The organism is Okeania sp. (assembly GCF_035285525.1).
In the GTDB taxonomy this organism is placed as follows: domain Bacteria; phylum Cyanobacteriota; class Cyanobacteriia; order Cyanobacteriales; family Microcoleaceae; genus Trichodesmium.
The window spans coordinates 1-12862 of the sequence record NZ_JAYKGW010000005.1 but is presented as its reverse complement, the minus strand read 5'-3'; the positions used below and the strand labels follow the sequence as shown (position 1 = coordinate 12862).

11 protein-coding genes are annotated in these 12862 nt (G+C 35.6%); 6 read left to right on the top strand and 5 right to left on the bottom strand.

Annotated elements, in window-relative coordinates; translation table 11 throughout:
* Window positions 1-684 precede the first annotated feature (684 nt).
* The gene (locus VKJ25_RS00315; protein ID WP_324234636.1) at window positions 685-1599 is read left to right on the top strand and encodes an ATP adenylyltransferase family protein; all 915 of its coding nucleotides are present in this window, start codon (window positions 685-687) and stop codon (window positions 1597-1599) included.
* Window positions 1600-2085: 486 nt separating this feature from the next.
* On the opposite strand, the gene VKJ25_RS00310 is transcribed toward VKJ25_RS00315, so the two are convergent.
* The 3 genes from VKJ25_RS00310 to VKJ25_RS00300 form a co-directional block, all read right to left on the bottom strand.
* The gene (locus VKJ25_RS00310) at window positions 2086-2589 is read right to left on the bottom strand and encodes a L,D-transpeptidase (protein ID WP_324234635.1); all 504 of its coding nucleotides are present in this window, start codon (window positions 2587-2589) and stop codon (window positions 2086-2088) included.
* Window positions 2590-2952: 363 nt separating this feature from the next.
* The gene (locus VKJ25_RS00305; protein WP_324234634.1) at window positions 2953-3588 is read right to left on the bottom strand and encodes a bifunctional 4-hydroxy-2-oxoglutarate aldolase/2-dehydro-3-deoxy-phosphogluconate aldolase; all 636 of its coding nucleotides are present in this window, start codon (window positions 3586-3588) and stop codon (window positions 2953-2955) included.
* Window positions 3589-3822: 234 nt separating this feature from the next.
* On the bottom strand, window positions 3823-4428 hold the full coding sequence (locus VKJ25_RS00300) for a hypothetical protein (protein WP_324234633.1): 606 nt from the start codon (window positions 4426-4428) through the stop codon (window positions 3823-3825).
* Window positions 4429-5289: 861 nt separating this feature from the next.
* Between VKJ25_RS00300 and mgtE the strand changes: the two genes are divergently transcribed.
* From mgtE to VKJ25_RS00285, 3 genes are all read left to right on the top strand, one after another.
* Complete coding sequence (mgtE, locus tag VKJ25_RS00295) at window positions 5290-6696, top strand: magnesium transporter (protein ID WP_324234632.1); 1407 nt, start codon at window positions 5290-5292, stop codon at window positions 6694-6696.
* Between the two features lie 985 nt (window positions 6697-7681).
* Window positions 7682-8284 carry a hypothetical protein gene (locus VKJ25_RS00290; RefSeq protein ID WP_324234631.1) on the top strand — a complete coding sequence of 201 codons (603 nt, stop codon included), beginning with the start codon at window positions 7682-7684 and terminating at the stop codon, window positions 8282-8284.
* Window positions 8285-9261: 977 nt separating this feature from the next.
* The gene (locus VKJ25_RS00285; protein ID WP_324234630.1) at window positions 9262-10158 is read left to right on the top strand and encodes a vitamin K epoxide reductase family protein; all 897 of its coding nucleotides are present in this window, start codon (window positions 9262-9264) and stop codon (window positions 10156-10158) included.
* Between the two features lie 263 nt (window positions 10159-10421).
* Here VKJ25_RS00285 and VKJ25_RS00280 read toward each other — a convergent pair whose 3' ends face one another.
* Window positions 10422-10754 (bottom strand): winged helix-turn-helix transcriptional regulator, encoded by a 333-nt coding sequence (locus tag VKJ25_RS00280; protein WP_324234629.1) that lies wholly within the window; start codon window positions 10752-10754, stop codon window positions 10422-10424.
* Window positions 10755-10894: 140 nt separating this feature from the next.
* Here VKJ25_RS00280 and VKJ25_RS00275 point away from each other — a divergent pair, with 140 nt between their 5' ends.
* Both VKJ25_RS00275 and VKJ25_RS00270 read left to right on the top strand, forming a co-directional pair.
* Window positions 10895-11143, top strand: a complete 249-nt coding sequence (locus VKJ25_RS00275) for a CDGSH iron-sulfur domain-containing protein (RefSeq protein ID WP_324234628.1) — start codon at window positions 10895-10897, stop codon at window positions 11141-11143.
* Window positions 11144-11505: 362 nt separating this feature from the next.
* Entirely contained in the window at window positions 11506-12243 is a 738-nt protein-coding gene (locus tag VKJ25_RS00270) for a pirin family protein (protein WP_324234627.1), read from the top strand.
* A 488-nt stretch (window positions 12244-12731) separates the two neighbouring features.
* Here the strand turns inward: VKJ25_RS00270 and VKJ25_RS24395 are convergent, their stop codons facing one another.
* The gene (locus VKJ25_RS24395; protein ID WP_375340287.1) at window positions 12732-12857 is read right to left on the bottom strand and encodes a CHAT domain-containing protein; all 126 of its coding nucleotides are present in this window, start codon (window positions 12855-12857) and stop codon (window positions 12732-12734) included.
* Window positions 12858-12862: the final 5 nt, after the last annotated feature.

The following is a 12862-nucleotide window of genomic DNA, read 5'->3' as shown; positions in this document are numbered from 1 at the left end:
TATTCTCAAATTGAGGTATTGATAACTGATAACTGTTAAATGAAATGACCTTTTTATTATTGTCAAAAATTACCAAAAAAAGAGGTATAAAGCCTCCCCCTTTTTCGGGGATGAAAAAATTTTAACACGGTTCCCGAGAAATCAGTATTCCGATAAATTCGGAGGTTCACTTTCTACTGATAACTGATAACTGAAATGACTGTTCCTGTACTAATAACTCTAACAATAATGGTGGATATGCCGATTTTTAACCACTGATGATTTTTAGCTGACATTCCGCACGTCAAAATGTACTACGAATCCAGAATCCAGGAGTCAGAATCCAGGAGTCAGAATTTCCTACTCCATGAAGAGCAAACAGGAGAAAGTTATATTAGTCAACAATTAAGTAGGGTTGGCTGAATTATTTATCAAAGTTTTTACGGGCATTGGTTTCAGCCTTTGCAGATACTAATAAAGTACCAACTTTTAGGTAATTCTAGTTCCAAAATGTAGGATTTTGGGCATTTCGAGAGGTAGAAAATAAAGGGAAGATTCTTCTGGCTACCTCTTTTATGATTCTTCTTCACATACGGATTCTGGATTCTGGATTCTAACTCCTAATTTGATACTACATCTTGTCGTGCGGGATATGGGTTTTAGGGTAAGATTTTGATACACAAATAAAATAGGATTGCTATATATATGTCTGAAAATCAACTTTTATTAGCACCGGGTACTCTCTGGGAAAGACTCAAACAACAAACTGAATATGCTCTGGAATGTGGCGCACTCCAACCGATACCCACAGAATATGAATTTGTAGAACAAGATAATATTCGTTTCTTGGTGCGTATTTTATCTAATTTATCCCGTAAAGATGAAGCTAAAAAACAGCAGGAAAAAAAGAAGGTTGTCACTGGCAAAAATTTTAATCCTTTTAAACCTTATGAGGAGGATTTATTTGTTGCAGATATTTCTCAAACTCATCTGTGTCTGCTGAATAAATATAATGTTGTTGATTATCATTTGCTCATTGTTACTAGAGAATTTGAAGAACAGGAAAATTTACTTAATTTGTCAGATTTTCAAGCTTTGGGTTCCTGTATGGGGGAGTTTGAAGGTTTAGCTTTTTATAACTCTGGGAAAACTGCGGGTGCGAGTCAACGTCATAAACATTTGCAAATGGTTCCTCTTCCTTTGGTATCAGATGAAGAAAAAGTGCCGATAGATAAAGCGATCGCTACTGCTAAATTTAATAACGGAATAGGTGTTACGTCTTATTTTCCTTTTCGACACGCTATAGCAAAGTTAGATCCTGGTTGGGTAAATTCTCCGTTTGAATCTGCTGCCAAAATATTAGAATTTTATTTCTGTTTACTTAAAGCAGTCGGGATAGAAGGTAGTGATGGGATGAGTGGAAAACAGTCTAGTGATTATAATCTTTTAGTGACACGAGAATGGATGTTTGTTGTGCCGCGCTCATATCCAGATTTTCAGTCTATTTCTGTGAATAGTTTAGGTTTTTCTGGTGCTTTGTTAGTAAAAAATCAAGAACAAATGAAAATTCTTAAGGAGCAAAAACCTTTAACTATTTTGCGTCATGTTGCTCCTTTGTAAAAATACAGTGTTTTCTGTTGTTATGAGCATACATTCTAAATAAGGTTCTATGACATCTTTAATATTTTCTATAGGACTTACGCAAAGGGACTATATATAGCGTACCGATGGGTGACAATGACGTTAACTCACCCTACTAATAGCGTTTATGCGTAAGTCTTGTTCTATTAATATTGTCATGGCGAGGTGGTCAGAAATTAGTTAAACGGTTCAGGAAAATATTAAGTTAGCCGCAGCTATCTCTTTCCTGATATTATCAATGACAAAATAGAGGCAATTTATTCCTAGAAATTTAGGGTATTGAGATGGCTTCAGGGGGATGCTTGAAAAAACAACTCAAACAACTTTTTCCACTCTCCCTTCGCCATCACAAATTGGTAAATCAACATTACATTTTTTTCGACCCACCTCCCAATGACGAATATAGATGAAAAAATCCATTCAAAATTTTGTTAATAACTGATAAATGAAATAACTTTTTTTCAATTATTCATGTACCACCACAGGAGTTCCTACAGACGCCCATTCAAATAACCATTTTGCATGATTGACTGCTACATTTGTGCAACCGTGACTAACTGGAGTACCGAACTTATTATGCCAGTAAGCACCATGAATAGCCATTCCCCCATCATAATACATAGTATAGGGAACGTCAGGCACATCGTAACCTGGTCCTGTCATTCTCGTAGTGCGATATTTTGTTTGTACTTTAAAAGTACCCAACCGTGTAGGGGTTGACGCTTTACCTGTGGAAACTATGACTGCATAAACCGCTTTATTTCCTTCCCAAGCTATTAATCTTTGGTTAGATAAATCAATTGAAATCCAACGTTTGTCAGATTCTTGTAACTCTAACATTCTGGTGGCAATTAAATTTTCCCATTGACTAGCTTCTGTTGTTATTGAGTAGGAAAAAAAACTTGTAATAGTTAGTGCTGCACTAACAAAGACTTTAATTATTAGTCTGGAAGTAAGTAAATTTTTCATGTTTATACCTCTCTTAAAAAAGAAAAATTTTGGTCTAATTTTGATTAATATTATTTTAATTAGTGTTCTCGACTAATTTCAGCAGTCAGCTCATCCTTGGGAATGCTATGCAAACAGCTTTTTAATGAATTACAGCAATTTCGGAGGCGCGTGAGGTACAAAATTTTATTATTTGTTAAAGACTTCCAGTCTCCTAGTAACTCTGGTAACACAACCTTCCAGGTTGTTACAGCCTTCAAGGCTGTGTTACCAAGACTGTTAATTCTACTAAATTTTTAACTAAAGAGTTGAAACCAGAAACACAAGTTTGAGTTGTCAACTCAAGGTAATTAAGCTAAGAGCTGAATGCTAAATGCTTACCAACTAATTATTTTTTGAAAGTTGTTTAACTAGAAGTTTCGCTTGTTGAGCGATCGCTTCCCAATCTTCAGTAATTATTAAATTTTTCGGAAATAGCTTCCCTGATAAACCTACAGCAATTGCACCAGCATCAATAAATTCTTTAGCATTTTCTAAAGTTACTCCACCAGTAGGAATTAAGGGAATATTTCCTAAAGGGCCTTGTAAACTTTTAATATAATTGGCGTATCCAACTGCTGAAATTGGATATACTTTAACACAAGTAGCTCCAGTTTGCCAAGCAGTAACTATTTCTGTGGGAGAAAGAGCGCCGGGAATGATAGGTACACCAGCTATTTTTGCTGTTTGAATCATAGCATAATTAGTATGTGGAGTAAAGAGAAATTCACAACCAATTTTAACTGCTTTTTGTAAATCTTCTAGAGTTAATAATGTACCTGTGCCAATGGTACAATTCGGTAATTCGGAGCGGAGCAAAGTAATTAATTCAATTGCTCGATCAGTATTCCAAGTAATTTCTATTATCCGAATACCTCCAGCAGCAACAGCTTTTGCCATTTGCTGAGCCAGCTCCATTTTGGAAGTGCGAATCACCGCAATTATGGGATTTTTTTCTAATGTTTTTAACCAACTATCCATTATAACAATCCTATTTTATTGTAGGGGTTTGATTTCCAAATCCTTTTGCACTTGGAGAAAGGAGACTAAACCCCTACGTTTTTTCTCACTAATAATTTTTGATGACTATGTCAATTATTAATTATTTTGCACTTGGGGAAAGGAGACCAAACCCCTACAGTTTTTTCTCACCAATAATTTCTGATAGCTATATAAATTATCAATTATTAATTATCCATTATCCATTATTAATTATTAATAATTAATTATCCATATTGCTAATCCACCTCCTCTACCTCTAGCAGCAATAAATTTTTCTTGAATTACAAAGTAGGAAAAAAAAGCTTGTTTGCTAATACTTTCTGTCGGAAATTTATTTTCACTTTTTTGACCACCCCGAATATATCCAGAATAAAGTTTTATCCCAAATAATTTGACTGTAATTTTGGTAAAATCAAAAGCTAGAATATTTTTTTTATCAATAAACTTAGTGAGTCCGGAAAGAGATAATTTTAAACCAGCAAATTCTACAGTATTTTCTACTCTACCGATTTCTAATTCTTGAGGTATTTGAGAATTTTTGAGAGGGGAAAAATAGGAAAGTGTAATTTTGATAAGATTAGGAATATAGCGTCCATCTCCTAATAAAACACCAGCTCTTTTTTTAGTTTTTTTCGTACCAGTAATAAAACATAATTGCCAATTACCTGATAGTTGTTCAATTTTATAGATATGCTTCTCCTTTTTTGAGAGTTTTTCAATTTCAAGCAGTGCGGACACAACAGCATCAGGAGACGGTTTATCAGAGGAATTTTGGATGAATGAATTAATTGCTGTTTCTATTATGAATAAATTTTCCATTATATTAATTAATAGTTAGTTTTATAGGACTTACGCACGCGCAACGTATTTCTGTCATTGCGGTACTCGAAGCACAAGCGACAGCGTTTCGCTCCGTGACATGAATGGGTCGCATTCCCTCATGATAGCAATCTCAAGCCAAGAAAATTGCGTTCCTTATGGCTTTAGTCCTCTTTTATTTATTAGGATTTACGCAGAAGCACCATATCTAGCAGGGGGAAATGCCATTTGCCATCTACAGATAAGGTATTGTCTAAGAGTTTGCATAACTCCTGATCTTATCAGGACTTGCGCAAATAACCAAGAAAACTAGTTTATTGCTATGATTATTAGATATCTTCAGAAAAGAGGGAGTAGAGAGTAGAGGGAAAGAAGTGATAATTTATATACTAGAATTAATTTGATTTTTGATTATCACCAGATGTCTATTGTTGTTCAAACCAAGAAATTGCGATTATGGCAGCGAACCCTTAACTGGAAACAGTTGGAAAAGTGTTTCCAGCTCTAACAGGACTAAAGCCATGAGGAACAAAATTTGAAGGCTTGAGATGGCTTCGCTCCTCGCGAGCAATGACAGAAATACGTTGCGCATGGGTCAGTCCTATCTAAGATTCATCATCAGTCTATGTCCTAAGCGCCAAGGCGGTTGCTATACAGCACATTGTAGGGCAAATGATGTACGCAGTAAATAGTGAAAAGATTGTAGTGGACTGTTTCATCTAAATAAAACTGTGCAGAGCGATTGTCTCCCCGGTCTCCCTTGTCTCCCCCTACTCCCTACTCCCTCTTTTTTGACTTTTTACTTGCGCTACGCACAATAGCCTCTAAAATAGATTATAGTATATTATAGGAGGGTTAACTTTGATTGAAAATAATAACTATTCATCCCCTTCGGTAGCAACAATTTCTCGTCAAGAATTACGAGAATTAGTTCGATCACAACTTCAAGCTCTATTAGAACAAGATAACTTATCTGGAGCTAAAGCTATGTTAGTTCCAGTGCAACCACCGGATATTGCTGAAGCCATCGAAGGTTTACCAGAAACAATGCAAGTCATTGCTTTTCGGTTACTTTCCAAAGCAGAAGCGATCGCCGTTTATGAACAATTAGACTCCAGTGTACAACAGTCTCTATGCGAAAAATTCAAGCGCCAAGAAGTCATAGATATTGTTGATAAAATGTCCCCTGATGACCGCGTTAAACTATTTGAAGAACTACCAGCAAGTGTTGTTCGGAGTTTATTAGGTCTACTCAGTCCTGCTGAACGGAAAGCTACCGCCCAACTTTTGGGTTACAATGCGGGTACTGCGGGACGAATAATGACCCCGGAATATATCTCCCTCAAAGAAGAATATACAGTTGCCCAAAGTTTAGAACGTATTCGCTCATTAGCTCACGTTACCGAAACAGTTTATTCTCTCTATGTCACTGATACTAACCGTCACCTCACAGGTATTGTCTCACTGCGAGATTTAGTTACCTCCCAGTTAGACCAAACTATCAGTGAAATCATAAATCGTGATTTTGTCTCCGTGCAAACTGGTACTGACCAGGAAGAAGTTGCCCATATTATTCAACGTTATGATTTTTTGGCAGTACCAGTGGTAGATAGCGAACAACGACTGGTGGGTATCATTACCGTTGATGATGTTCTGGATATTTTGCAACAGGAAACCACTGAAGATATTTATGCTTTGGGTGGGGTACAGTCTGATGGTGATAATTATTTCCAGGTAAGTTTGTTTACTGCTGCTCGTAGAAGAGTAGTTTGGTTATTTGTGTTATTGTTGACCAATAGTGTCACAGGTGGAATCATTACAGCACAAGAAGATGTTCTGCAAAGGGTAGTTGCTTTAGCAGCGTTTATTCCATTATTGACTGGTACTGGTGGCAATGTGGGGGCCCAGTCTTCAACCGTTGTCATTCGGGGTATGAATACTGATGAAATCTGGAAAATAGGACCATTAAAAGTGATTCTGCGTGAAGCTGCTGCTGGTGCAATCCTGGGAATTATTCTGGGTTTATTGGCAACAGTTTGGGCGTACTTTTTTATTATCAATGGCAATTTAGAAGTATCTGTGACGGTGGGAGTAAGTTTAGTTGCTATCTCAATTTTAGCTTCTGTTGCTGGTTCTTCTTTACCATTCCTGTTTCGTTCTTTTGGGTTAGACCCCGCATTAATGTCAGCACCATTTATTACAACTGCTGTTGATGTTTTGGGTGTTTTGATTTATTTCAATTTGGCACGAATAATTTTACAAATATGAACAAGTTTTGCCGTGGGTGGAAAGAAGCGATCGCTAACATTACTGATAAATAGGAGCGAATATATAGCAATGTGCGCACTGACAGCAATTTCGGAGGCGCGTGAGGTACAAAATTTTATTTAGTAATTTTAGTAACACAACCTTCGGTGGTTGTTACAGCAAAGGAAGGCTGAACTGCAGTAAGTGTTAAGTGTACCTCACCATCCTCATGCATTGCTATAATATTTACAAATTGCAGGAGGTGTCCAAGCAGTTCATAGTCTTATATTATCGGCAATTTATTCTCCCTATTGCCAAATGAGCTGTTGCCTGCGCACAGAGCTATACAGCATATTTCGCACAAATGATCAAATTATTCTAGTGCGGGCATCTTGCCCGCGATGCTTGCACCTCACAAGTAATAGGAAGCGCTGAATCACTAATAGACATTTCCAGAAAAGAGGGAAGACTTAACTGGGAACAGGGAAGAAGAATTGATTTAATTTTTTATTTTTGCAAATATCTAATAATTGAAAATATTAGGACTTACGCACCCGCAACGTATTTCTGTCATGGCGCGACTTGCAGCACCAGCGACAGCGTTTTGGGCTTCGCATAACGCATGTTAACGCTCCGCGACATGAATGCTACGCATTCGGGACTGAAAGCAATCTCAAGCCAAGAAAATTGCTTTCCTCATGGCTTTAGTCCTGATATGTTAGGATATCTAATCAGGACTTACGCAGAAACTGGGTTTATCAACAAAATCTCGTGGTTTGAACTGAACCCATAAACCCGGTTTCTAGGCTCGTACCGGGTTTCTTTGCATAAGTCCTACTAATTAATTTTGCTGATCAACTCATAACTGACAACTAACAACTACAGGACTTACGCCAAGGTACTATATATAGAGTCAAAAAACTATTGCGTATGGGGTTGCACCATATTTAGGGTTGCTGCGTAAGTCCTGAACTAACAACTAATAACTGATAACTGATAACTGAAAATGCGTCTTTTAGAAATCTTTGAATATATTTTTCTTGCTGCTTCTGCCTTCGGAATTTTTGCTAATTATATGTTTAATAAATCAATTATTTATCCAGTAGAATTTATTTTTATATCTTTAGTTTTAAATCTCTTTAACAGACGAAAGTTGGCAGCACAAAATCAAACTATTAAACTTGATAATTCTCGAAAATTAGAGGAATATCAGCAGTCAATTTCTGAAACTATTTTTGAGCTACAAAATAGTATACATTCTTTTGGCTCGATCACTAAAGGATTAGAAATTGTTCAGGAAGAAGAAAAGTTAAAACCTTTGTTAACAACAATTAAAAATTTGTCGAAGCGATTAGATATTCAAGAACAAACTTTGAAGCTATTGCAAACAGAATTAGAATTAACTTCTCGACAGTTTAAACAACGACCAGAATTGCAACAAGTTCAGGATTTAACCAGTGTAATTATTGATTTACAACAGTTTATTAATAAGTTGCCAGAATGGAGTAGTTTAAAACAAAAACAATTTCAAAAATTGGAGGAAAAAGTTAATCAAGCTTTGTCTAAAATTGAAGGAAATATAGCAGTAGAAAAAAAAGAACCTGAATAATTGTCGAGTATGCCCAGTGTTCAGCAATTAATAATTAATAATTATCCCTTCTTTAAAGAAGGGGATTGACAAACCCCATGAAAATTTTTGATTTATCCCCGAACAAGGGGAGGCTTCAAGGCGCGAATTGTTGAATGAATAATTATTGACTATTAATTATTAATTATTAATTATTAATTATTCGGTAATTCCTTAATACTTGCGTTCAAGACTGAATGCACTTTTAGTCCTTTGGCATACTTGGTGTCAAGATATACAGTTCCAGATAGTGCTTTTTGCAATGCAATAGTTGAGTTTTATAGTATCTTGTATGGCCAATACTACTTTAGTGGTGAGTAGAAAAATTAACGCCTGTAACTATTAGACATTTCCAAAAATAAAAAATTAAATCAATTCTGGTACATAAATTATCAATTCTTTCTTCCTATTGCCCCCATACCCATTCCCTCCTTTCGCCAACAGACTTTTTTTAGCAAACTTTACAGGACTTACGCAAAGGCACTGTATATAGAGTATTGGTGCGTTACACTACCGCTTTACATGTCCCGTAGCGTTTCGGCGCTTGAGCCGACATATAAAGCGGAGCTTTGCGGAACGCAAAACACACCCTACCAATAGCGTTTATACGTAAGTCTTACTTTATTTATATTTATAATTTTAGAGACAAAAGCTGATTCCAGCAAATATACATACTTGACTCTTTTTGTCAAGTTTTATGTGAAAAAGGATGTTGATAAAGCATAGCTTTCTAAGGAAGGGGATAACAAAAATTATCCCTTTCTCAAGGGGATTATAAATGTACCTCATAACTGCAGAAATTGCTATAATATAAAATTGAAGAAAAGATAAAACTCTTATTCTCCAATAAAATCATCCAATATTGATGAAATGGCTATCAGAGAACTCTATCTTTGAGTTTTCAGTTGACAGAAAAGTTAATAATACTAACAGAAACTATATTAAATTAGGAGAGAAAAATGCGTAGTAAACGCTCTAAACCTTGGATTCATCGTAACTCACGTTTTATTATTGCTGGTATCGCAGCAGTTGGTGTTGCGATCACAGCTTATCTTACTATAGAAAAATTAACCGGAGGAACAGTAGTTTGTCCTGTGGATGGTTGTGATAATGTCCTCAATAGTGAATATGCCACTATTTTAGGTTTACCTTTGGCTTTGTTTGGCTTTTTAGCTTACGTTAGTATGGGCACAATGGCGATCGCTCCTTGGTTAATTAATTCAGACTCCCAAAAGCAATTACGTTCGCAACTAGAAAACTGGAGTTGGTTATTTATGTTTGTGGGTAGCGTATCCATGACCATCTTCAGCAGCTATCTGATGTATATCATGGCATTTGAGATTGAGTCTCTTTGTCTTTACTGCACAGGTTCAGCTATTTGTTCTCTCAGTCTATTAATTTTAACATTAATAGGTCGTAACTGGGAAGACATTGGGCAGTTAATTTTTACTGCTATTATTGTCGGGATGGTTACTTTGGTAGGAATATTTGCAGTTTATTCTCCAATTTATAGCGCTACTGCTAGCACAGAAAATACTTATGGAGTTACAACTGCTTCCACTCCAGCAAAAGTTGCATTAGCAGAACATTTAACCGAAGTCGGTGCAAAAATGTATGGCGCTTATTGGTGCAGTCATTGTCAGGAGCAAAAGAATTTGTTTGGTAAAGAAGCTGTTAGTAAAATCAACTATATTGAGTGCGATCCTAAAGGCAAAAATTCTCAAACCCAACTATGTGTTGAAGCTAGTATTAAGGCATATCCAACTTGGGAAATTAATGGTAAAGTTCAAGAGGGAGTGGTTTCTATGGAAAATTTAGCCAAGTTATCAGGTTATAAGGGACCTACTAATTTTTAATCATCCTTTATTAAATAAACATTTGGCCTGTAATAGCTTGATTACAAGCTTGATAAAATTTGTTATTAGAGTTTATATTGTAGGGGCGAATGGCTATTTGCCTCTACTAGACTGACGCACCTAAAATGGTGCATGGGGTAGGGACGGGTTAAAAATTAATGAATAATGAAATCAGATTTCCTACTTGCTTACTATTTCTCAGTTTTAACCAGAAGTAATTATTAATTATTAATTATTAATTATTAATTACTTCCCCTTGTTCCCTATTCACTACAATTTAGATGTTTAATTCCCCATTCGTGCAATTGATTAATCATAGGTTGAAGACTTTTGCCTAGAGAAGTTAAAGAATATTCAACCTTCGGAGGAACCTGCAAATAAACTTCCCGATGAACAATACCATCTGCTTCCATTTCTCGTAATTGTTGAGTCAACATTTTTTGAGTAACACCTTTGAGAGAGCGATGCAGTTCATTAAAACGTTTCACTCCATTAAATAGTTCTTTAATAATCAAAAGTTTCCAACGTCCATTAATCAACTTAAGAGTAAGTTCTGCTGGACAATTTCTCTTCTTCTTTGCAGTTTGGACATTCATAGTATCTTTTTGGGTACTATCTTACTTTAAAGTGCGTACTATACATGATAACCCGATTTAAGCTATAATACATCTGTTGAAACAAAATCTATTAAATAGAGATTTTGTATCCAGAGATTAATTTCAGAGAGAAAAACATCATGGCCGAACCCGTTATTGCAGACAATAAACCAGTAGTTATTGAACAACTTGAAGTGGGCACTTACTATTGGTGTGCCTGTGGTCAGTCCAAAACTCACCCGGATAAACCATATTGTGATGGTTCCCATGCTGGAACTGAGTTTACTCCTGTAGCATTTGAGATAACAGAGTCACAGACAGTAGCACTTTGTAATTGCAAGAAAACTGGTAATCCTCCTTATTGCGATGGGACTCACGCTAAACTATAAGTAAAATATTTATTCGTTAATGCTGCATAATCAGACAATGATTTTGACTGAAAAATTTCTTCTGCAAAATCAAGATTTTGCAGCATTATTTTTATAGGAAATAAACAATTAGATATCTCCAAAAATAAAAAATTAAATCAATTATCGGACAGAAATCATCTATTCTTTTCCCCTACTCCCTACTCCCTATTCCCTACTCCCTCTTTTCTGGAGATGTCTATTAAATATAACAGCGGTTTTCATCAAATATTTGGTACAGATATTACCCTAATTATCCAAATTTTTTCAGGTAAACTATAAGATAAATAACTAAAATTTCATCCATACAAAAAAATCAAAAATTATAACAGGAGCTAATAATAATGTCTCAATTACAACAAGTAGAAAACGTGAAAATCCGAAAAGCTGAAGCAAGAGGACACGCAAATTATGGCTGGCTCGACACTCATCATACATTTTCCTTTGCCTACTATTTTGACCCTGAGTACATGGGTTTCCGTTCCCTAAGAGTAATTAATGAGGATACAGTTACTCCTGGTGATGGTTTTGGAACTCATGGACACCGAGATATGGAAATTATTACTTATGTTTTAGACGGAGCATTAGAACATAAAGATACTATTGGTGAAGGTGGTGTATTGTACCGAGGAGATATACAACACATAACTGCGGGTACGGGAATTATGCACAGTGAATATAACCACTCAAAATCAGAGAATGTTCACTTTTTACAAATTTGGATACAGCCAAATTCTAAGGGTTTAAAACCAACATATAATCAACATTCTTTTGAAGTAGAAAAAAACTCTGGCAAATTAAATTTAGTTGTTGCTAAAGACGGTAGAAATAGCGCAATAAAAGTCAATCAAGATGTGGATTTATTTGCCAGTGTTTTGAAAGACGGAGATAGCATTGATTATGCTTTTGAAAATAACCGTTATGGATGGATACAAGTTGCTCGTGGAGAAGTAGATATTGAGGTAGATAATAATGATAAATTCTCTCTAAAAGCTGGTGATGGAGTTGCTTTAAGTGAAATTAAAAAGGTATCTATTTCAACTACTTCAAATGGAGAAATCTTGTTATTTGATTTAGCATAATATATGTGAAATGAATAGGATTTACCCATGAACGCTATTTGTTTGTAGGGTGTGTTTTCTGCGCTTGAACGGACATGGAAAGCGGAGCATTTCCTATAGAAACCCTAAACGGATCTATAAAATTAGCTGGGAAGTAGGGGAGTAAGGGAGTCGGGGAGTCGGGGAGATGGTGGATAATGGGGGATATTTTTATACTTTTTTCTCTATTCTATTTCTTTAAATTCTGACTCCTGACTCCTGTCTTTCAATTCTTGCTTTTGCAAAGATATGGTTAGGGTGATGGGGGTTCTATAAATACTCTTACTAAGCCAAAGATTATTTCTGACTTTATTTATTCTTAATTTTGAATGCATGAATTCTACAATTGGAATCCTTAGCTTATAGCTAAGAATTTCAACTTAGTAAACTTTGTCATCTGCTATAAATACTCTTACTAAAACAAAGATTATTTCTGACTTGGTTTAATCTTAATTTTGAATTAATTAATTCTATTTCCACTCTCCTTGCACTACAAATGGTGCCCAATAAAAGGGTGCTTTCCACTGTTGAGAACTCAACATTTCTAACTGAGTTTCTCTCATTGCCTCTACAGGATTTTTCCCTTTTTCTAACATTTTCT

Excerpts from the sequence above, each read along its gene's own strand:
- VKJ25_RS00315 (WP_324234636.1), top strand. The coding sequence starts at position 685 with ATGTCTGAAAATCAACTTTTATTAGCACCGGGTACTCTCTGGGAAAGA.
- VKJ25_RS00310 (WP_324234635.1), bottom strand. The coding sequence starts at position 2,589 with ATGAAAAATTTACTTACTTCCAGACTAATAATTAAAGTCTTTGTTAGT.
- VKJ25_RS00305 (WP_324234634.1), bottom strand. The coding sequence starts at position 3,588 with ATGGATAGTTGGTTAAAAACATTAGAAAAAAATCCCATAATTGCGGTG.
- VKJ25_RS00300 (WP_324234633.1), bottom strand. The coding sequence starts at position 4,428 with ATGGAAAATTTATTCATAATAGAAACAGCAATTAATTCATTCATCCAA.
- VKJ25_RS00290 (WP_324234631.1), top strand. The coding sequence starts at position 7,682 with ATGCGTCTTTTAGAAATCTTTGAATATATTTTTCTTGCTGCTTCTGCC.
- VKJ25_RS00285 (WP_324234630.1), top strand. The coding sequence starts at position 9,262 with ATGCGTAGTAAACGCTCTAAACCTTGGATTCATCGTAACTCACGTTTT.
- VKJ25_RS00280 (WP_324234629.1), bottom strand. The coding sequence starts at position 10,754 with ATGAATGTCCAAACTGCAAAGAAGAAGAGAAATTGTCCAGCAGAACTT.
- VKJ25_RS00275 (WP_324234628.1), top strand. The coding sequence starts at position 10,895 with ATGGCCGAACCCGTTATTGCAGACAATAAACCAGTAGTTATTGAACAA.
- VKJ25_RS00270 (WP_324234627.1), top strand. The coding sequence starts at position 11,506 with ATGTCTCAATTACAACAAGTAGAAAACGTGAAAATCCGAAAAGCTGAA.
- VKJ25_RS24395 (WP_375340287.1), bottom strand. The coding sequence starts at position 12,857 with ATGTTAGAAAAAGGGAAAAATCCTGTAGAGGCAATGAGAGAAACTCAG.